This is a genomic window from Komagataeibacter ossonobensis (assembly GCF_057359305.1).
Map to the genome: position 1 here is coordinate 244,874 of NZ_JBXAYQ010000002.1, position 25,758 is coordinate 270,631.

The following is a 25,758-nucleotide window of genomic DNA, read 5'->3' on the forward strand; positions in this document are numbered from 1 at the left end:
ACATTAATCCTATGTCGGGGGCGTCGTTTCAACGGCCCATAGGGCAAAAGCATGAATCAGGGCCGCTTCTTTAAGGGAATCGAACCGTCCGGTCGCCCCCCTGTGGCCCGCTTCCATGTTCGTGCGCAGCATGATGGGCCGGTCCGACCGGTTGTTGTCACGCAGGCGCGCAACCCATTTCGCCGGTTCCCAGTAGGTGACGCGCGGATCGGTCAGCCCGCCCATGGCCAGAATGGCGGGATAGGCCCGCGGGGCCACCTGTTCATACGCGGCATAGCCTGCGATCAGGTCATAGGCATCCGGGTCGTTCAGCGGATTGCCCCATTCCGGCCATTCCGGCGGGGTCAGGGGCAGGGTGTCATCGGACATGGTGTTCAGTTCATCCACGAACGGCACCACCGCCACGATCCCCGCGAACAGGTCGGGGCGCATGTTGGCGATCGCTCCCATCACCATGCCGCCCGCCGAACGGCCATCAGCCACGATCCGCCCGGGCGTGCCAAAGCCCGCATTGGTCAGGGTGGTGGCGCAGGCGATGAAATCGGTAAAGGTATTGGGCTTGTTACGTCCGCGTCCGCCCAGAAACCAGTTCCATCCCTTTTCCGAACCGCCACGGACATGGGCAATGGCATAAAACCATCCCCGGTCCACAAGACTGAGCGTGCGGGTGGAAAACACCGGGTCGATGGCATGGCCATAGGATCCATAGCCATACAGCAGCAGTGGGGCGGAGCCGTCGATGGGCGTATCATGGCGGCCCAGAACGGTTATGGGCACCTGTTCCCCATCCGGGGCCTGTGCCGTCAGCCGCCAGCAGCGGTACTGCGCCGGGTCATGGCCGGATGGCACGGATTGCTGCTTCAGCAGCTGGTCCGCCCGCGTCGTCATGTCCTGCGCATGCCACTGCCGGGGGGTGGTGGGGGACTGGTAGACGTAACGCAGTTCGGTCGTGTCGTATTCATAACCGCCGGCGAATGTCAGGTCATAGGCGGCTTCATCCGGCTCCAGCGCATGGGCATGACCCTGCAGGTCACGGATGACGATGCGCGTATTCGCATCCCGGCGTTCACGCCATGCGACATGGCCCGACCAGACCATGCAGTCGGTAATGTAGCGGCCGGGTTCATGCCCGATCAGGTCGCGCCAGTTTTCACGTCCCGGCGCGCTGTCCGGCGTGGTCATGATCTTGAAATCATACGCGCCGTCGGCATTGGTCAGGATGATGAAGTGCTGGCCCTGATGATACAGCCCGTACATCAGTCCCGTCTGGCGCGCGGCGGCGCATACGGGTGCGGCCTGCGGGTCATGGCCCGGGATCAGCCAGGATTCGGATGTATCGTGGTTGCCGGAGGAAATGATGATCCACCCGCCTGAACGCGTTGCGTCCACACCCACGAAAAAGCCGGGATCGGGTTCCTCGTACACCAGCGTGTCCGTATCTTCCCCGATGCGGCGGCGATAGACGCGGGCCGGGCGGCCATGTTCGTCCCGCCAGACCCAGAACAGGAACCGGCTGTCCGGTGAGAAAACGAATGCCCCGCTGCAGTTGTCAACAGGCGGCAGGGCGGCCGCGGCCGTATCGGCAGGCCTGCGGATATGGATGCGGTAGATTTCGGACCCCTGCGTATCCTCGGCATAGGCGAACAGGGTATGGTCGGGGCTGTGGCTGGCGGTGGCGATGGCGTAATAGTCATGGCCGCTGGCCGCCGCGTTGACATCCAGCAGCACTTCTTCCGCCTGCGGCTGGCCTGCGGGATAGCGTTTATAGACGGGATACTGCGCACCCGCCGCATAGCCGGTCTGGTAGAAAAATGGTCCGTGGGGAATGGCGGGATAGGTATCGTCGGGCTGTATCCGGCCCTTCATTTCCGCCACAAGCTGTTCCTGCAGCGCTTCCGTTCCCGACAGGATGGACTGCGTATAGGCATTTTCCGCCCGCAGGTGTCCGGCAATGTCAGGGCGCAGCAGGGACGGGTCACGCAGCACGTTCTGCCAGTTATCGTCCTTCATCCACGCATATTCGTCCTGCCGCGTGCGGCCAAGCTGCGTGATGGTGCGGGGGATCTTGCGGGGAACGGGTGGAAGGGTCATTGCAGGGTCCTTGCGCGGGGGCGGGGGTTCAGTCGGTTTTCAGGGCGTGCCAGCCGGTCAGGCCGCGACGCAGGCGCTGGCCTTCGTGGCTGGCGGGGTCAATCATGCCCGTGCGCAGGAACAGGTCGATCAGCACAAGGTTCACGTTGAACTTGAACTCATCGGTATCGCGGACCAGCATATAGGCTTCGTGCAGCGGGATCAGGCGGAATTCCTCCACTTCCCCATCAGCGGGCGCGGGGATGAAATCGTCCGGCAGTTCCAGTTCAAAACAGTGCAGCACGTCACGGCGCAGCCCCTCGGGGCGGTCCAGCGCGTAGCGGATATCCGCTGTGGGACGGGCGCGCGCCACCAGTTCGGGTGGCAGGCTGGCTTCCTCCCCCGCTTCCTTTATCAGCGCCTGTGCCGCCGTGTGGCCAGCCGGGATGCCGCCTGCCACCAGATGGTCCAGCTTGCCGGGGTCCAGCCGCTTGGTCATGGACCGCCGGGCGATCCACAGATACAGCCCGTCAGGCCGCCGCACGAGACCATTGAGGTGCACACCCGCCGCCATCAGGCCAAACAGCGGCAGCGCGCCCCGGTCAATGCGGGCCACGGGTGGCTGGTCCATGTCGGTCCACACGTCAAACAGTTCGTGGTGGGAGCGGTACACCCCCTCACGCGCCATGGCCTCCCCGATCTGTTCCAGCTTTGCGGGGTCATCCAGGGTAACGCCATCCCCCGCATGCATCATGCCGTGGCGCAGCAGGACCGGCAGCAGGCCGGGCTGCACCCAGCCCGCAGGCTGTGCGCCCAGCCGGAATTCCAGCCGCCCGCCGGGTAGTACCGCCGTGTTGCAGGCGGCGATATGACGAAAAAAACCATCGAGGTTACGTGACATGATCCATCCCTGTCCTTCGGGCCTTGGCTGGCATACCGGCTGCCCCCGGGACTGACAATCCTTTGGGCGTGCCGGAATGACAGGGAGATATGGGTTGCAAAACGCGCAACGTATGCCACATGCCCGACATATGGCTGTTTCCGACAAGACCCGGCAGGACCTGCCGGAACGTTCCGCCGCCGCCACCCTGCGCGGTCTTCTGCCCTATCTGTGGCCCCGTCATGACATGCGCACCCGCCTGCGCGTGGTGGGGGTGTGCATCCTGCTGATCGCGGCCAAGGTCGCCACCATTGGCGTGCCCTATGCCTACAGCCGGGTGATTGACGCCCTGCAGCCCGTGGCAGGGCATGCGGCCATGATGCCGCTGGTGCTGATCGTGGGATATGGCCTGCTGCGCATGGCGGCGGCGGGGCTGGGGGAATTGCGCGACGCGCTGTTCGCCCCGCTGCGCTACCGCATAAGCCGGATCGCGGCCATGCGCAGCTTCACGCACATGCACCAGTTGTCACTGCGCTTTCACCTCAACCGCCAGTCGGGCGGGGTGACGCGGGCGATCGCGCGCGGGACGGAAGCGATCGAGACCCTGCTGCGCGTGGGAGTGTTCAACGTGGTGCCGACCCTGATCGAGGCGCTGATGGTCATTGTCGTGATCTGGCATCTGTTCGACTGGCGCTATGCGGTGGTGATGCTGGTGGCGGTGGCGGCGTACGTGCTGTTCACCATCAAGTTCACGTCGTGGCGGATCGGGCTGCGGCGCCAGATGAACGACATCAACAGCGAAGCCAGCTGGAAGGCGCTGGACAGCCTGCTGAACTACGAGACGGTCAAGTATTTCGGCAACGAGGAGCACGAACGCAAACGCTACGAGGACGCGCAGCGGCGGTACGAAGCCGCCGCCATCCGCACCCAGATCTCGCTCAACGGCCTGAATTTCGGGCAGGCGGCCATCATTGCGGTTGCCCTGATCGCCGTCATGCTGATGGCCGGGCGCGATGTGGAGGCAGGCCACATGACGGTGGGGCATTTCGTGCTGGTCAACACCTACCTCATGCAGCTCTACCTGCCGCTGAACTTCCTGGGCAGCGTATATTCCTCGCTGCGCAATTCACTGGTGGACCTTGAACACATGTTCGCCCTGATGGACGAACAGGCCGACATTACCGATTCCGCGCACGCGCTCGGCCTGCCCGCGCGGCTGGATGAAGCGCCCGCCGCCGACATCCGTTTCGAAAACGTGCATTTCAGCTACCGTCCCGACCGCGAGATCCTGCGCGGGGTCAGCTTCCATGTCCCCGCGGGCCGCCGGGTGGCCATTGTCGGCCCGACGGGGGCGGGCAAGTCCACCATCAGCCGCCTGCTGTTCCGGTTCTATGACGTGACATCGGGCCGTATCCTGATCGACGGGCACGACATCCGCGACTATTCGCAGGCAGCCCTGCGCGGGGCGGTGGGGGTGGTGCCGCAGGATACCATCCTGTTCAACGACACGATCGGCTACAACATCGCCTATGGCCGCCTTGGCGCCACGCAGGGGGAGGTGGAGCGGGCGGCGAAACTGGCCTGTATCCATGACTTCATCATGACCCTGCCCGAAGGCTACGCCACGCGGGTGGGCGAACGCGGGCTGAAGCTGTCGGGTGGTGAAAAGCAGCGCGTGGCGATCGCCCGCACCATCCTGAAGAATCCGCGTGTCCTGCTGCTGGATGAGGCGACGAGCGCGCTGGATACCCGCACCGAGCAGGAAATCCAGACAGCCCTGCACACGGTGGCCGCCAACCGCACGACCATCATCATCGCCCACCGCCTGTCCACCATTGTCGATGTGGATGAAATCCTTGTGATGGGGCAGGGGCGGATACTGGAGCGCGGCACCCACCGCGCCCTGCTGGAACATGGCGGCCTGTATGCCGAAATGTGGGCGATCCAGGCGGAGGAGGAAGCCGCCGGGACCTGACCCGCGCCGGCATGACGGTAGCGCGCGCATGACCGCCCCGCACTGGTCAGCGGCGGCAGGGAAGTACATATCAGGAAGAACGCTAGAAGGAGCCGTGACATGACGGATACGAACAACCCGCCACCCGAAGGGGACGCCATCCCCCCCGAACTGAGCCATTGCGGCGCGGTGGTGGACAAGGCCATCGAATACATGCTGGGTGAAAACCTGCCGCCGGTGGCCATTGCCTCCGCCCTGCTGGGCGGATCGCTGGGGCTGCTGTCGCGCACCATGGGGCGCGAGACCATGCAGGCCATGCTGGAAAACGCGCTGCACAGCGTGCAGGCGGGCGAACTGCACCCCGACCACGACCAGAAGGCTGGCTGATCGCGCAGGGGTGAAGTGGGGACGAAATGCCACGCTTTGCCCCCCATGCCGGACAAAAAACGCCGAATCATGCTTATGCATCTTGACTGTTGGCGGTGGTTTGGCGATAAGCCGCGCCTAATCTAGACGATCCTTGCCGGGCATTTATGCCTCGGCCACAGTTATATCCGAGGATGATAAAATGTCTCGCCGCTGCCAGATCACAGGCAAGGGCGTGCTGACGGGCAACAACGTCAGCCACGCCAACAACAAGTCCCGCCGTCGCTTCCTGCCCAACCTGCAGGAAACATCGCTGCTGTCCGATATCCTCGGCACGGCGGTTCCCATGCGCATGACCACCAATGGCATCCGCACGGTCGAGCACAATGGCGGCCTGGATGCGTTCCTGCTGTCCACCCCGAACCGCAAGCTGACGCCGGAAGCCATGACGGTGAAGCGCCGTATCCTGCGCGTTCAGGAAAAGAAGGCCGCTGTAGCCTGATACGCGACAGGGCCGGCCACCACCCCCGCAATGCCGGGGCGGGGGCCGGCCCGTCCGTCGTAGATGAAGCCTGACTGAAGTCTGGTGCATTGTTCCGCTGTGCCGGTCTGCGTCGTCCATGTTGAAAAAGACTGAGGGCGGAAGCAGCTTACGGTTCCGGCAGGCGCGAAAGGGAAAGGTTCCCCTTCGCGCCCGTGTTGTCTTGTGGAGGTTCCCCCGTGTCCGCCAAGTCTGATCTGTCCCTGATTCGCAATATCGGTATTACCGCGCATATCGATGCCGGCAAGACCACCACCACCGAGCGTATCCTGTACTACACCGGTGTGTCCCATAAGATCGGTGAGGTGCACGAAGGCAACACCACCACCGACTACATGGCGCAGGAGCGTGAGCGCGGCATCACGATCACCTCGGCTGCCGTGACGTGTGAGTGGGAAGGCCGTCGCATCAACATCATCGACACCCCGGGCCACATTGACTTCAACATCGAAGTCAACCGCTCGCTGCGCGTGCTCGATGGCGCGATCTTCATCATCGAAGGTGTTGCCGGCGTGCAGCCGCAGTCCGAGACCAACTGGCGTCTGGCTGACCGCTACAACGTGCCCCGCATCATCTTCATCAACAAGCTGGACCGTACCGGCGCCGACTTCTACTACGCCTTCAGCACGCTGAAGGAGAAGCTGGACATCGTCGCGATCCCGCTGCAGCTGCCCATCGGCGCCGAAGAAAACTTCGTTGGCGTGGTGGACCTGGTCGAGATGCGCGCCATCGTCTGGGAAGGCGGTGAACTGGGTGCGAAGTTCCATTACGAGGAAATTCCCGCCGACCTGAAGGAAAAGGCCGCCGAAGCGCGCCAGAACCTTCTGGACACCGCGCTGTCCGTTGATGACGCGGCGATGGAAGAATATTTCGACAAGGGCGACGTGGATGTTGCGACGCTGAAGCGCTGCATCAAGAAGGGCACCATCAAGGGTGACTTCCGTCCCGTGCTGTGCGGCACCGCGTTCAAGAACAAGGGTGTCCAGCCGCTGCTTGACGCCGTGATCGACTTCCTGCCCGCGCCGGACGACGTGGAAGGCATCCGCATCGCCCCACCGGAAGACGAGGAAGTGGACGAGAACAAGCTGCCGATCATCCCGGTTGACCCGGATGGCAAGTTCGCCGGCCTCGCCTTCAAGATCATCAACGACAAATACGGCACGCTGACCTTCGTGCGTGTCTATCGTGGCGTGCTGCGCACCGGTGACACCGTGCTGAACACCACGAAGGGCCACAAGGAACGTATCGGCCGTATCTTCCAGATGCACGCTGACAAGCGTGAGGAACTGAAGGAAGTCCATGCCGGTGACATCGCCGCGTTCGTTGGCCTGAAGGACACGCAGACGGGTGACACGCTGGCCGATCCGGCTGATCCGGTCGTGCTGGAACGCATGAGCTTCCCGATCCCGGTTATCGACATCTCCGTCGAGCCGAAGACGAAGGACGGCGTGGAAAAGATGACGCTGGCGCTGCAGAAGCTGTCCGGCGAAGATCCCTCGCTGCGCCTGAAGACCGATCAGGAAACGGGCCAGACCATCCTGTCCGGCATGGGCGAACTGCACCTCGACATCATCATCGACCGCCTGCGTCGTGAATATGGCGTGGATGCGAACATCGGCGCGCCGCAGGTTGCGTATCGTGAAACGATCACCAAGCCGCATACCGAAACCTATACCCACAAGAAGCAGTCGGGTGGTTCGGGCCAGTTCGCGGAAGTGAAGATCGAGTTCGCGCCGGTCGAGCGTAACGAAGGCATCTCCTTCGAGAACAAGGTCGTCGGTGGCACCGTGCCGAAGGAATACATCCCGGCGGTGGACAAGGGCATTCAGGCGCAGGCTTCGACCGGCGTGCTGGCTGGCTTCCCCACGGTGGACTTCAAGTTCACGCTGCTGGACGGCAAGTACCATGACGTTGACTCCTCCGCGCTGGCGTTCGAAATCGCGGCGAAGGCCTGCTTCCGTGAAGGCATGAAGAAGGCCGGTCCGGTCATTCTCGAGCCGATCATGGACGTGGAAGTGACCACCCCGAACGATCACGTCGGTGACGTGGTGGGCGACCTTAACCGTCGCCGTGGCATGATCCAGAGCCAGGAAACCTCCGGCTCGACCGTCATGGTGCGTGCGATGGTGCCGCTGAAGGAAATGTTCGGCTACATCTCGCACCTGCGTTCGATGACCAAGGGCCGTGCATCCTTCACGATGCAGTTCCACCACTACGATCCGGTGCCCCGCAACGTCGCGGAAGAGATCATGGCGCAGTCCGCCTGATCTTTCTCGAAAGAGAGCATCAAAAGAAACCGGCTCCCGAAAGGGGCCGGTTTTTTTGTGCCCTGGGAAATCCGGAGGTATGACAGTCGGGTAAACTGGTGCCGATGCGATGCAGTCAGGTCGGCGTGGGGTATGTTCCTGCAGGCAGGGTTGTCACATGAAGCGACTCCTGCAACCGTCCATATACTGAAATATCCGGACTGTCTGGAAAGCCTGCAATTCAGGTGATACGGCAACGCCCGTGTGGGAAAAACGTGCTTTCGGGGCATGGAATCGCGGTGAATGGCGTTATCTGGCCCGTGCACACCGCCATTAATCCTGAATGAAATTCCGTTTTCCGTCAGGCGATGATGGATCCGTAGCGTGATGGGAGAACATCATCAGGGCATGATTTTTGCCCATTGGTCGCCATGCAGGGCCACCCGGCCATCATGTTCCAGCTTTTCCAGATGGGCATGCAGGTTCAGTCGTGCCGCACGGCGCAGGCCGGGCCGCAGGTTGTGGTACATGCTGTCCACGATTTCATCCAGCGTGCGGGGGTCAGCGGGCATCAGCGCCATGATGCTTTCCTCACGCGCGCGGCGGTGGGCGACCAGTCCTTCGATGCAGGCTTTTACATGCGGTATGGCGGGACCGTGTGCGGGCAGCAGCAGGTGGCTGTCGCGTTGCAGCAGGTAGTCCATGCTGTCCAGAAACTGCTGCACCGAACCATGCGGGGCAGGCGGGACCATGGTGGTGGACCAGCCCATGACATGGTCCCCTGTGAAGATGATGCCATCTGCTGTTTCAAGGCAGATATGATCGCTGGCATGCCCCGGTGTGTACAGCACCCGTAATCCCGCGATTTCATCACCATCCCGCAGGCCGATATCGGGGGTGAATTCCGGCTCGGCGCTGGCATGGAAGCCACAGACCGGGATTTCCAGCCGCGCACCCAGCGGCCGTGCGCCGGCAAGGTGGTCCGCATGGGTATGGGTCAGGATGACATGGGTGATCGGCCGGTCGCCTGCTGCCGCCACCAGCGCATCCAGATGGACGGGGTCGGTGCTGCCGGGATCAATGACCACGCAGCCCCCGTCATGGTTCACCAGCCAGCTATTGGTGCCGTTGCCGGTCATGGGGCCGGGATTGTTCGCCACCACCCGGCGTATGTCGGGCGTCTGGGACAACGCCACGCCATAGGGCGGGGGCGGTTCACTGATCCGCCACCCGTTGCGCGATGTCTTAGCCAAAGGCGCCGACATGGTGCATCACCCCGGTGCTGATTTCGCGCACCATCTGGAACAGGCGCTGCATTGGTTCAAAGATTTCGGTGTATTCGCGGTGGTAGGTACCTTCCTGCCGGGGGCCATGCGGTTCATGGAAATCAAGATCGAAACTGCCATCCGAACGATAGGGGAAGATATTTTCAAGTTCCGCCAGCGCCCCCGGGATTTCAAGGCACAGCACCTTCAGCGTCAGCACATCGCGCGAAAACGCATGGCGGGGTGAGAAATAGGGCACCTGTGTGGACAGCAGCCAGATCTGCTCGATGATCGCGATGCGGATGGCATGCAGCAGCAGTTCATCGGGCCGCATGCGCGGGGCATCAGGCCATGCGCGCCGCAGGGCGAGGTGATCGGACTGGATGCGCCGGAACATCGCCTGCGTGCTGGCCCAGAAATCCAGGTTTTCCAGCCCGTGCATAAGCGACAGGCAGGCTTCCTGCCGGCCCGGGTCCTTCTGCGCCGTGGCACGTTCCAGCCACATGTCCGGGTCCAGCAGGCGGATGACACCGCGCAGCACGCCGTGGTCGGAATGCGCCAGCGCGTGGGCCGCGAAATCCATGGCCCGGCGGAAGCGGGGGCTTTCCGCCAGGTATTTCTCGAACGTTTCAGGGTGGCGCGCCGCCGCCGTGCCCAGTCCCTGCAACGTATTCGCGCACCATGCCAGCTGTTGCAGGATGGCATTGTTGGGAATGGCGCGCAGCTGGCTGGGATGCTTGATGCGGGTTACGGTCGATGCCGCGTCGCTCTGCCGCGCGGACGGGCGCGACCCGGTCTTGTCGATCAGTGACGGCCCGAATGCGCCCAGCAGGGCGGCATAGCCGGGATCTTCCACCAGCCCGGTCATGCCATTGGCGATGGTGGCGAAGAAATCGGCCGAAAAATCCGGTTCATCATAAACCGGGTCACGGTCCAGCGTCGTGGTGGCGAAGGCGTGTTCGGCAATGATGCTGACAGTGGCATCCGCCAGGGCCTGCGTGCCGAACAGAAGATAGCCGTCACCCCCCTGAAAGGCCGTTTCCTCACGCATCTGGATGCCCGCGCGGGTAAAGCGGGCGCGGGCATGCGGCGGGGACAGGTAGTCGAAGCGGTCCGCAAGCCGATAGGGGTGCGCGCCACGGCCAATGCTTTCGCCATGCGTGTCGAACAGGATGACCTCGACAAAGGCCAGATCCCATTTGCGCAGCAGGTCGCATACCTTGATGCGCAGCCGTTCGATCAGATAGGTCGCGGCCAGCTGCCCCACGTAACGGCCGGAGTCGGAAAAGCCGAACTGCAGGCTGAGCTTACGCGTGCGCTGCAGGTAGGCGCGCCAGTGGGGGGAGCGCAGGGCTTCCTCGATGATCTGTTCGCCGTTTTCCAGTGCTTCCTGTGTCTCGAACAATGGCGAGATCTCGATCATGTCCGCAACCCCATACAGCCGCGCCAGCCACAGCGCGGTCAGCAGGGTGTAGCCGGTCTCGGTCTCGGCGATCAGGAAACGGATGGGGCTGGTGCGGTCGATATGGCGCAGGATCTGGCGCACCGTCATCATCAGCCGCCCGGCGCTGGCCTGTTCCATCAGCAGCGAACCGAAATCGATCTCGACCGGCTGGACCGTCTCCAGCGCGTCGTTCATGCGGCTGATCAGCGCGCGGCGCTGGGCCGGGATGTCGGGGCTGTCGGTAATGCCCAGCCGCTGGCGGGCGATGTTGTGCAGCTGTGTCGCATTCAGGCGCGTATGCGTGTGCGCCGCCGACAGGCCATGCGCCATGAAGCCCGCCCGTGCCACCGCCAGGGTCATCTTGTCTTCAGGTGTCGCGGCGTCGATCGCCTCGCTGAAGGCAGCGTTCAGGTCGTTGGTGCTGGTCAGCGCGTCATTGCTGCGGGTAATCAGCACATCGGCAAAGCGTGACACCGCTTCGGGTTCCGGCCCGGTGGGGCAGGCGGCGATCTGGGCGGCGACGGTGTCCAGCGCGGTCTGCACGCGCGGCAGCAGGTCATTGGCACAGCTGGTCACGGGTTCGATCTGGTCATGCAGGCGGGCAAGCTGCATCTGCTTCATGCGCAGCCGCAGGCGCAGCGTATCCCACCAGCCGATATCGGTGCGCCCGTCGGTATCGTACCCGACCCAGCTGGTCATGATGATGGGACGCGGCGCCAGCGTGGACCACAGTTGCGGCCAGTGGGTGCGCGCTTCGGACAGCAGGATGACGTTCAGCCGGTCCAGCGCGTTGCGCCCGCGCAGGATGGCCTGTGTCGCCAGCGTGAATTCCTCATCCAGCGTCGGCGGCCCGACGCGGCGGTGTGTCAGGAAGGCGGGGACATGCGCCGGGACCTCGGCCGGGTTGGTGGAGGCCAGGTCGGCCAGCGCCTCATATACCGGGTTGGCCAGTGCGAATGTGGGGTGGGCGGTAAACACGGCGGCAAAGCGGCTGCGTTCGATGGCGGCGCGGAAGCGCGCGATGGGCACGGGACTGTCATCGGGGTCCGGCTGCACGATGCGGCGGGCGACGTCATGCATGCGCGCGGCCACCACCGCATCGTCAGGACCGTCCAGATAGGCGGCGATATGGTGCGCCCGCCCGGCAAAGGCGCGGTCACGCAGCAGGCGCACGATCTCCTCCACCATTTCCATCGACAGGGTGCCATTGGCCATCTGGCGGTTGATCTGACGCGCCAGCGCCATGACCGGGCTGCCGGTTGCGGTTTCGTCATGGCTGGCAATCAGTCGTTCCGCCTGTTGCAGCAGGTCGGAAACAGTCCGCGCGGCGGCTTCGGTCATCGTGTTGTCCTGTCATGAAAAATCGTCATGGTCTTTCCCAAATCCCATGTTCGGCGGCGGCCCGCAATGTCCACCATGGCATATTCACGCCTATTTGGTGCGTTACACCGAGTGTTGCTTGGGCTGGAGGGGAGACAATGGTATCAAGGACTTCATGAATGGTATTCCACAAACGGATCAGGATGCCCGGCATACGCTGCTGCGTTACAAACGGTCTGCGACCGGCCTGCTGGCGGCCATGGCCGGGTTGACGGTGGCGGGGTATGCCCTGCCACAGATGGGCTGGCTGGCGGACCGTCCGTGGCTGGAAATCCTGCGCTCGGGCACCAAGGCGGGGGTCGTGGGTGGCCTGGCCGACTGGTTTGCCGTGACCGCGCTGTTCCGCAGGCCCATGGGGCTGCCGATTCCCCATACCGCCATCCTGCCCGCGCAGAAGGAACGGCTGGCGCAGGCGCTGGGGCGCTTCGTCTCGACCAACGTGTTCACGGAAAAGGAGGTCGAGGCCGCATTCAACCGCATCGACCTGCCCTCCATCCTTGGCAACATACTGCAGGAGCCGGAAACGGCGGACATGGTCAACCGCGCCGTGCTGGGATCGGTGCCGCACGTGCTGGACCGCCTGGAGGACGGACGGGCAAGTTCCGCCATCGCCCGCATGCTGCCGACCCTGCTGGGGGGGGAGGAAATCGCCCCCGTCATCACCCGCAGCCTGCGCGCGATGGTGGAAGGGGACTGCCACCAGGAAGTGCTGTCGTTCCTGCTGTCGCGGCTGAAGGAAGGCATCAAGGCCAAGGAACCGGCCCTGCGCACGATGATCGAGGAACGCGTGCGCGAACAGGGCGGCCGCGTGCTGGGCTGGGCCATTGGCGGGTCGATCGCGACCAAGGTGCTGCTGGCTGCGGGGCAGGAACTGGACCGGATCGACCCGCAGAATTCAGAATTGCGTGAGGGCTTCACCACATGGGTCCGGGCCGAGATCGACCGGATCGAGCAGGATCCGGTGCGCCGGCGTGATATCACGGATACCGTGATGGGCGTGCTGACCCATGACAGCGTGCGTGGCTGGAGCAGTGACGTATGGCACCGCCTGCGCCGCCTGATCGAGGAAGACATGGACAGGGGGGATCGTGGATGGCTGTCCTCCATTGTGCGCGACGCACTGCAGCGTCTCGCGGAACAGATGTATCATGACGCCACCATGCGCAAACGGATCAATGATGGCGCGCGTGGCATGATCATGAGCAGCCTGCCATTCCTGCGTGACCGCATGTCGCGGTTTATTTACTCGGTCGTTAATGGATGGGACGCGGAAAGTCTGAGCGACCGTCTGGAACTGCGTGTAGGTAAGGATCTGCAGTATATCCGCCTGAATGGCACGCTGGTCGGGTTTCTGGCCGGGTGCGGGCTGTCCGTGCTATTACAGCTGATATTCGGAACCGGTATCGGATAGGGCGGGGCTGCATGCAACGATTGGACTTGACGACGCGTGGCTGGTAGCCCATCTGAAACTTCAGGAAACAGTACTGTTTCGGTCCAATTATGCAGGCGGGCCGGAACAGGCGGGAGAGCGGAATGCTGAAACTGTCGAAACTGACCGATTATGCCGTCGTGGCTCTGGTCCGGCTGGGACAGAAGGAAGAGGTCACGACCTCGCCTGTCCTGTCGCGTTCGACCGGCATTCCCGAACCCACCGTGGCCAAGGTGCTCAAGATTCTCGCGACACAGGGCATCGTGACATCACAGCGCGGCGCACGCGGCGGCTACAGGCTGGCCCACCCGCTGGAGGAAATCTCGATCGCGACCGTGATCCAGGCGATCGATGGCCCCATATCGCTGACGACATGCGTGGATGGCGGGGATTGTGATGCCCGGTCCACCTGTGGCCTGGGCGGTCAGTGGGACATGGTCAACGCCGCCATCCGCAACGCCCTGTCCGCCATTACGCTGGCGGACATGAAAAACCACACAGTCACTGACAGACTGGGCGGCCTGCGCACGCCGTCCATGCCCGGCGGGCCCGCGGCCACGGCCTGAAACAGGGGGAGGAAAGACACATGCCGGCAGTAGCCGAAACCCGCAAGACGGTCGAAACCCTGGGTCAGAACACCTATAAATGGGGGTTCGAGACCGATATCGAAATGGATATCGCCCCCAAGGGCCTGAACGAGGACACGATCCGCCTGATCTCCAGCCGCAAGAAGGAGCCGGAATGGCTGCTGGAATGGCGTCTGAAGGCCTACCGTTCATGGCTGGAGATGCGCGAACCCACATGGGCCAAGGTCCATCATCCGCCTATCGACTATCAGGACGTGCATTACTATGCCGCCCCGCGCAAGAAGCCCGGGCCGAAGTCGCTGGAAGAGGTCGATCCCGAACTGCTGCGCACTTATGAAAAGCTGGGCATCCCCCTGCATGAGCAGGCGATGCTGGCAGGCGTGGAAGTGCCCGAAGGCCAGGAAGCGCGCGCACCCGTCGCGGTTGACGCCGTGTTTGACAGCGTGTCCGTCGCCACCACCTTCCGCAAGACATTGCAGGAAGCGGGCGTGATCTTCTGCCCCATTTCCGAAGCGGTGCAGGAATATCCCGAACTGGTGCGCAAATACCTGGGCAGCGTCGTTCCGGTGACGGATAATTTCTACGCCGCGCTGAATGCCGCCGTGTTTACCGATGGTTCCTTCGTGTTCGTGCCAAAAGGCGTGCGCTGCCCGATGGAACTGTCCACCTATTTCCGCATCAATGCGCGTAATACCGGGCAGTTTGAACGCACGCTGATCGTGGTGGAAGATGGTGCGTCCGTCTCCTACCTTGAAGGCTGCACGGCGCCCATGCGTGATGAAAACCAGCTTCATGCCGCCGTGGTCGAACTGGTGGCGATGGAAGATGCGTCGATCAAGTATTCCACCGTGCAGAACTGGTATCCCGGTGATGAAAACGGCAGGGGCGGCATCTACAACTTCGTGACCAAGCGCGGCGCATGCCGTGGCGCGCGGTCCAAGATTTCATGGACGCAGGTGGAAACCGGGTCGGCCATTACGTGGAAATACCCGTCATGCATCCTGCAGGGTGAGGGATCGGTGGGGGAATTCTATTCCGTCGCGGTAACCAACAACCACCAGCAGGCTGATACCGGCACCAAGATGATCCATATCGGCCGCAACACGCGTTCGACCATCATCGCCAAGACCATCAGCGCGGGCCAGTCCGACAGCACCTATCGCGGGCTGGTGCGCATGATGCCCAAGGCATCGGGCAGCCGTAACTTCACACAGTGCGACAGCCTGCTGATCGGGGATCGTTGCGGGGCGCATACCGTGCCCTATATCGAAAGCCGCAACATGTCCGCACGCGTGGAACATGAGGCGACGACATCCAAGATATCGGAAGACCAGCTGTTCTACTGCCGCCAGCGCGGCCTGTCGGAAGAGGACGCGGTGGGCCTGATCGTGAACGGGTTCTGCAAGGACGTCCTGAAGGAACTGCCGATGGAATTCGCGGTGGAAGCGCAGAAGCTTCTGCAGATCAGCCTAGAAGGCAGCGTGGGCTAACAGGGATTCAAAGACGTGAGCAAGCAATTCGTAAGCATCAATGGCCTGTGCGCCCGCATTTCGGACGGGGAGACCCACAAGGAAATCCTGCGTGGGGTCGATCTGGAAATCCCGGCGGGTGAAGTCCACGCCATCATGGGACCGAACGGTTCGGGCAAGTCCACCCTGTCCTACGTGCTGGCCGGGCGCGAGGATTATGAGGTGACCGGCGGGTCGGCCACCTTCAAGGGGCAGGACCTGCTGGCGCTGGAACCCGAGGAACGTGCGGCCCTTGGCCTGTTCCTGGCGTTCCAGACTCCGGTCGAGCTGCCGGGCGTGAACAACGCCAATTTCCTGCGTACCGCCGTCAATGCCGTGCGCCGTGCGCGTGGGGTGGATGAACTGGATGCCGTGGCTTTCCTGAAGGCCGTGCGCAAGGAGACGAAGCACCTGTCCATGTCGGACGAGATGCTCAAGCGTAACGTCAATGTCGGCTTTTCGGGTGGCGAGAAAAAGCGCAATGAGGTGCTGCAGATGCGCATGCTCCAGCCGTCCTTCGCCATCCTGGACGAAACGGATAGCGGTCTGGATATCGACGCCCTGCGCATCGTGGCCGAAGGCGTGAACTCCCTGCGTTCGCCCGATTTCTCGGCGCTGGTCATTACCCATCACCAGCGCCTGCTGGATTATATCGTGCCCGACCGCATCCATGTGATGGCGAAGGGCCGCATCATCCACAGCGGTGGCCCCGAACTGGCCAAGCAGCTTGAGGCGCAGGGTTATGCCCAGTTCCTGTCGGAGGCGGCGTGAACGCCATCACACCGGTCGGGGTCAATGCCTCCGCCTTTCTCGACCGGGGTGACGTAACGGGCAATGCGCAACGGCAGAAGGCCGCCGATTTCCTGCGCCATGTCGGCCTGCCACGCGTGGGTGTGGAGGCGTGGAAATACACCTCCCTGCGCGCACTGGCCGATGTGCCGTTCACCACGGCGCCGCACGCTGCGGATGACGCGGCCGCCGATACCCTGCTGGCGGAAATCGAGACCATTTCCGGCCTCGGCGCCGGGGCAAGCCGTGTTGTGTTCGTGAACGGGTATTTCGATGCCGGTCGTTCACGTCTGCCCAAGGGTGTCCGGGTCTCGACGCTGGCCGCGGGCACGCTGCCTGATGACGGGATCGACCCGGCGGGTGATGTCACCACCGCGCTGAACACCATCCTTGCGCGCGACGGGCTGGATCTGGTCGTGCCCGCGGGTGTGGATGGTGGCTGCCTGCTGCTGGTCAGCATTGGCCAGACGGAGGCGGCCGAACCGGTCTCCTTCCACCCGCGCCACCGTATCGTGGTGGAAAAAGGCGGACGCCTGGCGTTGCTGGATGCATCGGTCGGACGGGGACAGTACCTGCACAACCCGCTCTATGACATTGCGGTGGCGGACGGGGGGTACCTGTCCCATGCCCGTATTCAGGCGGAAGGCAAGCAGGCGGTGCATCTGGCGGTCAGCCATGCCCGCGTTGCCGCCGGTGGGGTTTATGACAGCTTTACGCTGACGCTGGGCGCCAGCCTGTCACGGCATGAAGTCCATGCCGCGCTGATGCAGGCGGGGGCCAGCGTGCATGTCAACGGCGCGCAGCTTCTGTCCGGTCACCAGCATGGCGACCTGACCAGCGTGATTACCCATGCCGCCCCGGACTGCGTATCGCGCCAGACGATCAAGAATGTCCTGTCCGACCATGCACGGGGCGTGTTCCAGGGCAAGATCCTTGTCGAGCGTATTGCCCAGAAGACCGATGGCTACCAGATGAACCAGGCGCTGCTGCTATCCGATGGCGCGGAAATCGACGCCAAGCCGGAACTGGAAATCTACGCCGATGACGTGAAGTGCAGCCATGGCGCCACCGTTGGCGCGCTGGATGATGACCAGCTGTTCTACCTGCGCAGCCGTGGCATCCCGGACGCGGCCGCGCGCTCCATCCTGATCCGCGCCTTCCTGCATGATGTCGTGGACCAGATTGATGACCAGCGCCTGAAGGACAGCCTGAACCTTGCCGTCGAGGCATGGTGGACGCGGGAGGTCGCATGATGGACCAGACTGTAGCCAGCCGCACGGACGTCGCGGGCAGCCTGCGCCGTATCCGGGCCGATTTCCCGATCCTGTCGCAGAAGGTGCATGGCAAGGACCTCGTGTTCCTTGATAGCGCGGCCTCCGCGCAGAAGCCGCGGCAGGTCATTGACGCCATGGCAGACACCATGCGCACCCAGTACGCCAACATCCACCGTGGCCTGTACTGGATGAGCGAACGCACGACGGAAGCCTATGAAGCCGTGCGCGATCAGGTGGCGGCCTTCCTTGGCGCGCAGGCGCGCGAAGAAATCGTTTTTACCCGCAACAGCACCGAGGCCATAAACCTTGTCGCCCATTCCTTCGGCTCCCTGCTGAAGCCGGGGCAGGTGGTGCTGGTGTCCGAAATGGAACACCACGCCAATCTGGTCCCCTGGCAGATGCTGCGGGACCGCACGGGCGTTGAACTGCGCGTGACCCCCATTACCGATGATGGGGCGCTGAACATGGATGCCCTGGCGCGCAACCTGTCCGACGGGCAGGTGGCGCTGGTGGCGATCACCCATATGTCCAATGTGCTGGGCACGATCACGGATGCCCGCGCCATTGCCGACATGGCGCATGCTGCGGGTGCGAAAGTGCTGTTTGATGGCAGCCAGCTTGCCGTCCATCGTCGTGTGGACGTGCGCGCGCTGGATGCGGATTTCTATGTGGTGACCGGGCACAAGCTGTATGGCCCGACCGGTATCGGCGTGCTGTGGGCGCGACGCGAGATCCTTGATGCCATGCCGCCCTTCCTTGGCGGTGGCGACATGATTTCCACCGTGTCGTTCGAGCGTTCGACATGGGCCAGTGTCCCGCATAAATTCGAGGCCGGGACCCCCGCCATCATCGAGACCATTGGATTGGGCGCCGCCCTTGCCTATATCGAATCCATAGGGTTTGACGCGATCGGCGCGCATGAGGAAGCCCTGACAGCCCATGCGCTGAAGGTGTTGGGCAATGTCAGCGGGCTGAAGGTGATCGGGACCGCGCCGGATCGTGGCGGGGTGATTTCGTTCACCATGGACGATGTCCACCCGCATGATATCGCCACCCTGCTGGACCGCAATGGCATTGCGGTACGGGCGGGACATCATTGCGCTGAACCGCTCATGCGCAGGCTGGGGGTTTCGGCCACCGCACGGGCCAGCTTCGGCATTTACACCACGCCGGAGGAAATCGACTTCCTAGCCGCCACGCTGGAACAGATACGCGGCTTTTTTGTCTGATGGCGTGACAGTCATGGCGCAGGATGATCTGTATCGCACCGTGGTGCTGGAACGGGCCAGAACGCCGCGTTACGCAGGCCCGCTGGCGGGTGCGCAGTTGCAGGGGGAAGGATCGAACCCCCTGTGCGGTGACCGGGTGAAGTTGCAGGCCGGTGTCGATGCACAGGGCCGGGTTACGGCATTACGACATGAAACCCGGGGCTGTGCGATCTGTGCCGCGTCCGCGGATCTCATGGCGGAACGCGTGGCCGGGCAGGATCGCGCACGGATCAGCCAGATGCATGCGGAACTTGTGACGGCCGTTGAAACAGGTATAGCCCCTGAGGGCTTGGGTGACCTTTCGGTTTTCGCGCCATTGCACCGGCATCGTTCGCGTATCCGCTGCGCGATGCTGCCATGGTCGGCGCTGATCGGGATGCTCAATGATGATAAAGACAGGTGAAGGTCTCATGGACGAGAAAAATCAGGTAGCGCCTGCCATCGGCATGGCAGAGGGAGCCGGGCATTTCTCCCTTGAGGCCGAGGGTAAGACCGACCCCGGGGCTGAACCCGTATCAACATGGACACCGGACGGGGAAAAGCCGAATGATGCCCCCGCCAGTGCCAGCATACCGGACGAGGAAACGGTCATTGCCGCGATCGCCACGGTGTATGACCCGGAAATTCCGGTCAATATCTATGAACTTGGCCTGATTTACGCCATCGACCTGCATGAGGATGGATCGGTCAAGGTCGAGATGACGCTGACCGCCCCCAACTGTCCCAGCGCGCAGGAACTGCCGGTGCAGGTCAAGGAAGCGGTGGAAAAGATCGATACGGTCACCACTGCCACGGTGGAAATCGTGTGGGAACCGCCATGGGATATGTCGCGCATGAGTGAAGATGCGCGCCTTGCCCTGAACATGTTCTGAACCCAGCAAGGGGAACGTGCCATGACTGAACATAACGCCACAACCACCACTGCCACCCCGCGCCGGGCTTTGCCGCCGCTTATGACCCTGACGGACCGGGCGGCGCAGCGGCTGGAAAAACTGTACCAGACCAATCACGCAGGGCACCTGCTGCGCATTGCCGTCTCGACCAAGGGCTGTTCAGGCCATGCCTATGACATGAGCTTTGTCGAACAGGCTGGCCCGGGTGACGAAGTGGTGGTGGACAAGGGTGTGACCCTGCTGGTGGACCGCAAGGCAACATTGTTCCTGATCGGATCGGTGATGGATTACGAGGTCAAGCAGCTTGAATCCGGCTTCACCTTCAGCAATCCCAATGAAAAGGGGCGTTGTGGCTGTGGGGAAAGCTTCCACGTCTGATGTATTGATGAAAAACAGAAGTTTTCTGGGTGCCGCCTTTTTTCAGAAAGGCGGCCTTCTTTGAAGATTTTTGAAAAAAGCTTCACCAAAAAACTTTCCTGTTCTTAGCGCCGGTTACGGCGGTTTGCCCCCGGCAGAGTCAGCACGCAGACGGATTCGACTTCCGCTGACCACAGGAACTGGTCAACAACCGTCACGCTATCCAGCCTGTAACCCGCCTGTTGCAGGGGCGTCAGGTCCCGCTGCAATGCTACGGGATTGCAACTGACATAGATGACACATGCCGGTCTGCCCGCCACGATCTGGGCGATCTGCGCACCGGCCCCGGCATGGGGCGGATCCAGCACGATGGCTGCCGCCTTCGCCAGATCGGTCGCCATGACCGGCTGGCGGTTCAGGTCACGCAGCGCGGGCAGGACGCGTGTGCCGCCACTGGCCTGTTTCAGGCAGGCCAGGGCCGCGCGATCACCTTCATAGGCATGAACCTTGGCCTGTTCAGCCAGCGCGAAGGACAGCGTGCCACATCCTGCGTATAATTCGATAATGCCTGCCTTCAGTCCCTTGCGCGGCAGGCCCGCGACCACGGCGGCCTTGATAAAGGTTTCACCCGCCCGCGCGGGCTGCAGGAAGGCACCCGGCGGGGGCACGACACGCACGTCATCAAAATGATGGAAAACCGGCCCGGTCAGGGCCAGTGTTTCTGGCGGACGACCCTGCAGTGAAATGCGCGGGATGCCATGCGTCTTGCCAAACTGCGCCAGAATGCGACGGTCATTGGCGTCTGGCGTGCCATCCATCGTAATCAGCAGGTCGGGACCGCTATCCAGCAGGTTGATCTGAAGATCACCACCCGCATGCACGGCCGGAAGCGAATGCAGCATGGCGCGCAGGGGTGTCAGCAGGGCGAAAAGCGTGGGATCGAGCAATGTGCATTCGCTCATGTCAACCACATCGCCACGGCGGCGATGCAGCCCCAGCACGATCTGTTTCCCGACGCGGCGGAAGGCCAGATCAACCCGGCGCCTGCCATGCGGGCCGACCTGATGGGCCTGCGGCGTGGGAATGGCGTCAAACCCCACATGTTGCAGGGACTCGACCACGCGGCCTGTCTTCCAGTCCAGCAGGGCAGGCAGCGCCATGTCCTGAATGCGGCAGCCACCACAGGCGCCGAACAGGTGACAGGGGGCAGGTACGCGGTCGGCCCCCGGTGTCACCACACGATCAAGCGTCCCGCGCGTACCGTCATGCGTTGCCAGCACGATTTCATCACCCGGAACCGTGCCGGGTACGAATACCCGGCCATCTGGGGTCTGGGCTATGCCATCCCCATCATTGCCGAGCGCCACCACCCGGATGGCATGCGCCACTGCGTTTTCCATTCCCTGTTATCGCCAGAAGGGCAGACTGCTTATTCGTCCGCCGGAATGACGGATTTTTCCCGGCGCGGCAGTTGCATGAAGGCCGGGACGTCATTGCCGAAGCCGGTAACAGGCTGATCGGGCGCGGACGGCAGCAATCCGGAGTCGCGACGCGGCGATGGCGCTGCGGACGAACCGCCTGCCACCCCACCGTTCGACCTGCGCGATTTGCGCGGAGTCGGGGCTTTTTCCTCAGCCGTGGCAGGTGCCGCAGGCTGTTCGGGCTTGGCTGTGGCTGTTGCAGCATTGCTTTTGCGGGCGGGCTTGCGGCGGCCATTGCCGGTGCGGGGCTCTTCCGACCATTCCAGCATTTCCATGCCAGGGATTTCGATTCGGGGAATTGGCTTGCCTGTCAGTTTCTCGATGGCCTGCACCAGCGCCTCTTCATCCGGCGTGGCCAGGGTATAGGCGTGGCCAGTGCGGCCCGCGCGGCCGGTACGGCCGATTCGGTGGACATAATCCTCGGCATGGAACGGCACGTCAAAATTGAACACATGCGACAGGCCGCCAATGTCGATCCCGCGTGCTGCAATGTCGGAGCAGACAAGGATCTTCAGTTCGCCGTTCTTGAACGCTTCAAGTGTCGAGAAACGCAGCGACTGCGCCAGGTCACCATGCAGGGCGCCTGCGGAAAAACCGTGTTTGATCAAGGATTTGCACAGCACATCGACATCACGCTTGCGGTTGCAGAACACAATGGCGTTCTGCATGTCCGACGTGCGCAGGAGCTTGCGCAGCGCACGGCGCTTTTCCTTGGCGTCGACAATGGCCAGTCCCGTCACGATGGTTGATGCGACGGAGGAGGGACGGCTGACCGTGATTTCTTTCGGATTGCTCAGGAACATGTCCGCCAACCTGCGGATTTCCGGCGCCATGGTGGCGGAGAAGAACAGCGTCTGGCGCAGCGGCGACAGCATGTTCACGATCTTCTCGATATCGGGAATGAAGCCCATGTCCAGCATGCGGTCCGCTTCATCGATCACCAGCAGCCGGGTCTGGGTCAGCAGCAGGCCGCCGCGTTCAAACAGGTCGATCAGCCGCCCGGGGGTGGCGATCAGCACGTCAACGCCACGGTTCAGCACTTCCTTCTGTTCGGCCATGCTTTCGCCGCCGATCAGCAGCGCATGGGTCAGCTTGAGGTGCTTGCCGTAATTGACGAAATTTTCCGCGACCTGCAGCGCGAGTTCACGCGTGGGTTCAAGGATGAGCGAACGCGGCATCCGTGCCCGTGCCCGTGAGCCGGACAGGACTTCCAGCATGGGCAGGGTGAAGGACGCGGTCTTGCCGGTCCCGGTCTGGGCCACGCCCAGAACGTCGCGCCCCATCAGCACATACGGAATGGCCTGCGCCTGGATGGGGGTGGGATGACGGTATCCCATCTCATCAATCGCCTGCTGGATGGGTTCGGACAGGCCGAGTTCGGAAAACAGGGGCTGTGCTTCCTGTTCCGCAGCATCTTCCGGTGCGGGGGTATCAGTAGGGGGGACTCCGTCCGTGCTGGTGACGGGGGCTTGGGCCACCGCCTTCTTTGCGGATCGGGCCGGGGCGGAGGGCGTTTTTTTGGCGCTCAAATTACTCTCGAACGTATCAGCAGATGAATATGGCCCCGTCCGATTGCCACCGTGTCGCGCTGTATCAGGCTGCCGTCCCTGATGTACCTGCAGCAATGCAGGGAAGGGGAGTGCGGCATGTCCGGGTCAGATACCCTGCTGTGCCACATTCCCTGTGCCTACCCATATTTGCAACGGAAATCAAGGGGACGTGAGGATTATCCCCGCAATTTCAGAACGGATGGGCCAGGCAGCCACAGATGATGGTCAGCACGCCGATGCCGGTATTGAGCATGACCAGCGAACGGATCGAGTCGAACGTGCCCTGCTGCGGGCGCAGCGCGCGGCGCGCCTTCTGGTAGGGACCGAAATAGATGCGGGCGAAAATGCCGGCCATGATCAGCCCGAACAACTGCATGAGGTTGATCGGCCATGGCACCACCGCAAACCCGCCATCGTGATAAATCAGGAGCCAGCCCGTAATCAGCACCGTCGGCATGGTATGCCATACGATACGGAAAAAACGGTTGAGCGTCTGCAGATGGACGGAGGCGCGCTGCGTTCCATCCAGCAGGTTGAGGCTGGGCTTGAGCACGAAGGCCGCATAGATCATGCCGCCAACCCAGGCCGCCATGCCGGTTATGTGGAGTGCGAGCACAAGGCTCCAGACTATGGAATAGGACATGACGCCTCCTTGCGGGGGTGAATGGGTAAAGAAAGCAGTCCCTGCCACGGGGGCAAGATGCGGAATGCTTGTTTCCCCATTCCTGTATCATGCGCAAGGCCAGTCATGCAGCCAAAGTTGCCAGAAGGGGAATGACATCATGACCATGGATGAAACAGCACGGACGGCCGCACGCCACCTGCTGCTGCCTACGCCTGATGAAATGGGGCGGATCGATGCCGCGGCCGCCCGCCACGTGCCGGTGGCTGTGCTGATGGAAAACGCGGGCCGGGCCGTTGCTCGCGCCATCCGGCGGCACATGCGCCCGTGCCGCGTGCTGGTGCTGTGCGGTCCCGGCAATAACGGCGGTGACGGTTACGTGGCCGCGCGACGACTGGCGGAAGAAGGCTGGCCGGTATCGGTTGCTGAAATGGCACCGCCCCATCCCGGTGGGGATGCTGCCGCGGCCGCCGCGCTGTGGCGGGGGCCGGTCGTGGCGTTCACGCCCGAAAGTGCTGCCCGTTTCGACCTGGTGGTCGATGCGGTGTTCGGCGCGGGGCTGAGCCGCGATATCGGCCAGGACGTGGCGGATGTGCTCAATGCCGCCCCCCGTCTGGTTGCCATTGACATGCCGACGGGCGTGGACGGGGCGACGGGCGCTGTCCGGGGATATGCGCCACAGGTCGAGATGACGGTCACATTCTGCCGGCTCAAGCCCGGGCACCTGCTGCTGCCTGGGCATACGCTGTGTGGCCAGACCGTGCTGGCGGATATCGGCATCGGGGAAGGCGCGGTGGCGTCGGTGCCGATTCGGACATGGCATAACGAACCGGGGCTGTGGCGCACGCCCGCGTGCGGGCCGACGAGCTATAAATACAGCCGTGGTGTTGTCAGCATATGTGGCGGGCGTGAAATGCCGGGTGCGGCGCGCCTGTCGGCGGCGGGCGCGCGGGCGGCGGGCGCGGGTCTCGTGCGGCTGGCGGTGGGCGACAGCGCGGAGGTGTACCGCATGACCGCGCCGCCGGGGCTGATTGTGGATTCCGGCGCGCTGGATGACCTGCTGCGCGATACGCGGCGTCACGTCTGGGTCTGCGGGCCGGGCCTGTCGGTGGCGGAGGTTGCGGCGACCTTCCCGGCGCTGGTGCATGCGGGGCGGGACGTGATTGCCGATGCCGGGGCGTTCACCATGGCGGCGGGGCAGCCCGACCGGTTGAAAGGGGCTGCCATCATCACCCCGCATATCGGCGAGTTTTCGCGCGTGTTCGGCAAGCCGGGGCCGGATCGCGTGGCGGCGGCACGACATGCGGCGGCGCGGACGGGGGCCGTGACCGTCATGAAGGGGCCGGACACCATCATCGCCAGTCCCGACGGGCGTGTCGCGATCAACAGCCACGCCACCCCCATGCTGGGCACGGCGGGGTCGGGCGATACGCTGACGGGAATCATCGCGGCCCTGCTGGCGGCGGGCATGCCACGCTGGGATGCGGCCTGTGCAGGGGTGTGGATGCATGGTGATGCGGCGCTGCATGCCGGCGAATGGCCGGTAGCCGAGGATTTTGACCGCCATCTGGGTGCGGCCAGGGCACGCGCGGAAGCGGAGGCAAAAAAAGTTTTCGGCTGAAAACGCCATTCGGGCCGCGTGGGATATTGCCCCGTGGCCAATGGTGCGCTAAAGCCCCGCGCTTACAGCCTGGGCACAGTGCGGGCGTGGTGGAATTGGCAGACACGCCAGATTTAGGTTCTGGTGACGCAAGTCGTGGGGGTTCAAGTCCCTCCGCCCGTACCAAGATCCCGGCAAGTCGCGTTATGCGAGCAGACGTGGTGGCCTGACCGGCCTATTGCGTTCTTTGACAC

The 25,758-nt window shown here is 63.1% G+C and carries 21 protein-coding genes and 1 tRNA gene; 15 read left to right on the top strand and 7 right to left on the bottom strand.

The genetic code is table 11. The annotated features are described in order from the left end of the window. Positions 1 to 9 precede the first annotated feature (9 nt). A complete protein-coding gene (locus tag AC1RQ9_RS03480; protein WP_485985565.1) occupies positions 10 to 2,091 on the bottom strand; it encodes a S9 family peptidase in 2,082 nt (693 codons plus the stop codon). Positions 2,092 to 2,119: 28 nt separating this feature from the next. Next, positions 2,120 to 2,971, bottom strand: a complete 852-nt coding sequence (locus AC1RQ9_RS03485; protein WP_485985566.1) for an NUDIX hydrolase — start codon at positions 2,969 to 2,971, stop codon at positions 2,120 to 2,122. A gap of 112 nt (positions 2,972 to 3,083) precedes the next feature. Between AC1RQ9_RS03485 and AC1RQ9_RS03490 the strand changes: the two genes are divergently transcribed. The 4 genes from AC1RQ9_RS03490 (at position 3,084) to fusA (ending at position 8,078) form a co-directional block, all read left to right on the top strand. After that, the gene (locus AC1RQ9_RS03490) at positions 3,084 to 4,925 is read left to right on the top strand and encodes an ABCB family ABC transporter ATP-binding protein/permease (RefSeq protein WP_485985615.1); all 1,842 of its coding nucleotides are present in this window, start codon (positions 3,084 to 3,086) and stop codon (positions 4,923 to 4,925) included. Positions 4,926 to 5,024: 99 nt separating this feature from the next. Beyond that, positions 5,025 to 5,291, top strand: a complete 267-nt coding sequence (locus AC1RQ9_RS03495) for a hypothetical protein (RefSeq protein WP_010506416.1) — start codon at positions 5,025 to 5,027, stop codon at positions 5,289 to 5,291. Between the two features lie 181 nt (positions 5,292 to 5,472). Next, positions 5,473 to 5,772, top strand: coding sequence for a 50S ribosomal protein L28 (rpmB, locus tag AC1RQ9_RS03500; protein ID WP_010506414.1), 300 nt, complete (start codon positions 5,473 to 5,475; stop codon positions 5,770 to 5,772). 218 nt (positions 5,773 to 5,990) lie between these two features. Further along, positions 5,991 to 8,078 carry an elongation factor G gene (fusA, locus tag AC1RQ9_RS03505; protein ID WP_485985568.1) on the top strand — a complete coding sequence of 696 codons (2,088 nt, stop codon included), beginning with the start codon at positions 5,991 to 5,993 and terminating at the stop codon, positions 8,076 to 8,078. 380 nt (positions 8,079 to 8,458) lie between these two features. Here fusA and AC1RQ9_RS03510 read toward each other — a convergent pair whose 3' ends face one another. Together AC1RQ9_RS03510 and AC1RQ9_RS03515 are read right to left on the bottom strand one after the other, a co-directional pair. Beyond that, positions 8,459 to 9,322, bottom strand: coding sequence for an MBL fold metallo-hydrolase (locus AC1RQ9_RS03510; RefSeq protein WP_485985569.1), 864 nt, complete (start codon positions 9,320 to 9,322; stop codon positions 8,459 to 8,461). Then, positions 9,303 to 12,107 carry a phosphoenolpyruvate carboxylase gene (locus AC1RQ9_RS03515; RefSeq protein WP_485985570.1) on the bottom strand — a complete coding sequence of 935 codons (2,805 nt, stop codon included), beginning with the start codon at positions 12,105 to 12,107 and terminating at the stop codon, positions 9,303 to 9,305. Before AC1RQ9_RS03515 ends, AC1RQ9_RS03510 begins: the two co-directional genes overlap by 20 nt. Positions 12,108 to 12,261: 154 nt before the next feature. On the opposite strand from AC1RQ9_RS03515, the gene AC1RQ9_RS03520 reads away from it, so the two are divergent. The 9 genes from AC1RQ9_RS03520 (at position 12,262) to AC1RQ9_RS03560 (ending at position 20,272) form a co-directional block, all read left to right on the top strand. Further along, on the top strand, positions 12,262 to 13,557 hold the full coding sequence (locus AC1RQ9_RS03520) for a DUF445 domain-containing protein (protein WP_193732373.1): 1,296 nt from the start codon (positions 12,262 to 12,264) through the stop codon (positions 13,555 to 13,557). A 122-nt stretch (positions 13,558 to 13,679) separates the two neighbouring features. Next, positions 13,680 to 14,141 (top strand): SUF system Fe-S cluster assembly regulator, encoded by a 462-nt coding sequence (locus AC1RQ9_RS03525; protein ID WP_193732372.1) that lies wholly within the window; start codon positions 13,680 to 13,682, stop codon positions 14,139 to 14,141. Positions 14,142 to 14,161: 20 nt separating this feature from the next. After that, positions 14,162 to 15,652: a Fe-S cluster assembly protein SufB gene (sufB, locus tag AC1RQ9_RS03530; RefSeq protein WP_193732371.1), complete on the top strand. Its 1,491-nt coding sequence runs from the start codon at positions 14,162 to 14,164 to the stop codon at positions 15,650 to 15,652. A 15-nt stretch (positions 15,653 to 15,667) separates the two neighbouring features. Further along, the gene (gene sufC, locus AC1RQ9_RS03535) at positions 15,668 to 16,441 is read left to right on the top strand and encodes a Fe-S cluster assembly ATPase SufC (protein WP_193732370.1); all 774 of its coding nucleotides are present in this window, start codon (positions 15,668 to 15,670) and stop codon (positions 16,439 to 16,441) included. Then, positions 16,438 to 17,712 carry a Fe-S cluster assembly protein SufD gene (gene sufD, locus AC1RQ9_RS03540; protein WP_193732369.1) on the top strand — a complete coding sequence of 425 codons (1,275 nt, stop codon included), beginning with the start codon at positions 16,438 to 16,440 and terminating at the stop codon, positions 17,710 to 17,712. The genes sufC and sufD overlap by 4 nt, the downstream gene beginning before the upstream one ends. Beyond that, positions 17,712 to 18,962: an aminotransferase class V-fold PLP-dependent enzyme gene (locus tag AC1RQ9_RS03545; RefSeq protein WP_485985616.1), complete on the top strand. Its 1,251-nt coding sequence runs from the start codon at positions 17,712 to 17,714 to the stop codon at positions 18,960 to 18,962. The genes sufD and AC1RQ9_RS03545 overlap by 1 nt, the downstream gene beginning before the upstream one ends. A gap of 13 nt (positions 18,963 to 18,975) precedes the next feature. Then, complete coding sequence (sufU, locus tag AC1RQ9_RS03550) at positions 18,976 to 19,404, top strand: Fe-S cluster assembly sulfur transfer protein SufU (RefSeq protein WP_193732368.1); 429 nt, start codon at positions 18,976 to 18,978, stop codon at positions 19,402 to 19,404. Positions 19,405 to 19,411: 7 nt separating this feature from the next. After that, a complete protein-coding gene (locus AC1RQ9_RS03555; protein WP_485985617.1) occupies positions 19,412 to 19,873 on the top strand; it encodes an SUF system Fe-S cluster assembly protein in 462 nt (153 codons plus the stop codon). A gap of 21 nt (positions 19,874 to 19,894) precedes the next feature. After that, positions 19,895 to 20,272 (top strand): HesB/IscA family protein, encoded by a 378-nt coding sequence (locus AC1RQ9_RS03560; RefSeq protein WP_485985571.1) that lies wholly within the window; start codon positions 19,895 to 19,897, stop codon positions 20,270 to 20,272. A 104-nt stretch (positions 20,273 to 20,376) separates the two neighbouring features. On the opposite strand, the gene AC1RQ9_RS03565 is transcribed toward AC1RQ9_RS03560, so the two are convergent. The 3 genes from AC1RQ9_RS03565 to AC1RQ9_RS03575 all read right to left on the bottom strand — a co-directional run bounded on the left by AC1RQ9_RS03565 (position 20,377) and on the right by AC1RQ9_RS03575 (position 23,925). After that, entirely contained in the window at positions 20,377 to 21,651 is a 1,275-nt protein-coding gene (locus AC1RQ9_RS03565) for a class I SAM-dependent RNA methyltransferase (protein WP_485985572.1), read from the bottom strand. A gap of 29 nt (positions 21,652 to 21,680) precedes the next feature. Continuing rightward, a complete protein-coding gene (locus AC1RQ9_RS03570; protein ID WP_485985573.1) occupies positions 21,681 to 23,261 on the bottom strand; it encodes a DEAD/DEAH box helicase in 1,581 nt (526 codons plus the stop codon). A gap of 211 nt (positions 23,262 to 23,472) precedes the next feature. Beyond that, a complete protein-coding gene (locus AC1RQ9_RS03575) occupies positions 23,473 to 23,925 on the bottom strand; it encodes a CopD family protein (RefSeq protein WP_193732362.1) in 453 nt (150 codons plus the stop codon). Positions 23,926 to 24,064: 139 nt separating this feature from the next. Between AC1RQ9_RS03575 and AC1RQ9_RS03580 the strand changes: the two genes are divergently transcribed. Then, positions 24,065 to 25,525 (top strand): NAD(P)H-hydrate dehydratase, encoded by a 1,461-nt coding sequence (locus AC1RQ9_RS03580; protein WP_485985575.1) that lies wholly within the window; start codon positions 24,065 to 24,067, stop codon positions 25,523 to 25,525. 80 nt (positions 25,526 to 25,605) lie between these two features. Then, positions 25,606 to 25,690, top strand: a tRNA-Leu gene (locus AC1RQ9_RS03585). Positions 25,691 to 25,758 lie beyond the last annotated feature (68 nt).

Bases quoted from the DNA above. Each gene is read 5' to 3' on its own strand.
- AC1RQ9_RS03480 (WP_485985565.1), bottom strand. From the start codon at position 2,091: ATGACCCTTCCACCCGTTCCCCGCAAGATCCCCCGCACCATCACGCAG.
- AC1RQ9_RS03485 (WP_485985566.1), bottom strand. From the start codon at position 2,971: ATGTCACGTAACCTCGATGGTTTTTTTCGTCATATCGCCGCCTGCAAC.
- AC1RQ9_RS03490 (WP_485985615.1), top strand. From the start codon at position 3,084: ATGCCACATGCCCGACATATGGCTGTTTCCGACAAGACCCGGCAGGAC.
- AC1RQ9_RS03495 (WP_010506416.1), top strand. From the start codon at position 5,025: ATGACGGATACGAACAACCCGCCACCCGAAGGGGACGCCATCCCCCCC.
- rpmB (WP_010506414.1), top strand. From the start codon at position 5,473: ATGTCTCGCCGCTGCCAGATCACAGGCAAGGGCGTGCTGACGGGCAAC.
- AC1RQ9_RS03510 (WP_485985569.1), bottom strand. From the start codon at position 9,322: ATGTCGGCGCCTTTGGCTAAGACATCGCGCAACGGGTGGCGGATCAGT.
- AC1RQ9_RS03515 (WP_485985570.1), bottom strand. From the start codon at position 12,107: ATGACCGAAGCCGCCGCGCGGACTGTTTCCGACCTGCTGCAACAGGCG.
- AC1RQ9_RS03520 (WP_193732373.1), top strand. From the start codon at position 12,262: ATGAATGGTATTCCACAAACGGATCAGGATGCCCGGCATACGCTGCTG.
- AC1RQ9_RS03525 (WP_193732372.1), top strand. From the start codon at position 13,680: ATGCTGAAACTGTCGAAACTGACCGATTATGCCGTCGTGGCTCTGGTC.
- sufB (WP_193732371.1), top strand. From the start codon at position 14,162: ATGCCGGCAGTAGCCGAAACCCGCAAGACGGTCGAAACCCTGGGTCAG.
- AC1RQ9_RS03545 (WP_485985616.1), top strand. From the start codon at position 17,712: ATGGACCAGACTGTAGCCAGCCGCACGGACGTCGCGGGCAGCCTGCGC.
- sufU (WP_193732368.1), top strand. From the start codon at position 18,976: ATGGCGCAGGATGATCTGTATCGCACCGTGGTGCTGGAACGGGCCAGA.
- AC1RQ9_RS03555 (WP_485985617.1), top strand. From the start codon at position 19,412: ATGGACGAGAAAAATCAGGTAGCGCCTGCCATCGGCATGGCAGAGGGA.
- AC1RQ9_RS03560 (WP_485985571.1), top strand. From the start codon at position 19,895: ATGACTGAACATAACGCCACAACCACCACTGCCACCCCGCGCCGGGCT.
- AC1RQ9_RS03565 (WP_485985572.1), bottom strand. From the start codon at position 21,651: ATGGAAAACGCAGTGGCGCATGCCATCCGGGTGGTGGCGCTCGGCAAT.
- AC1RQ9_RS03575 (WP_193732362.1), bottom strand. From the start codon at position 23,925: ATGTCCTATTCCATAGTCTGGAGCCTTGTGCTCGCACTCCACATAACC.
- AC1RQ9_RS03580 (WP_485985575.1), top strand. From the start codon at position 24,065: ATGACCATGGATGAAACAGCACGGACGGCCGCACGCCACCTGCTGCTG.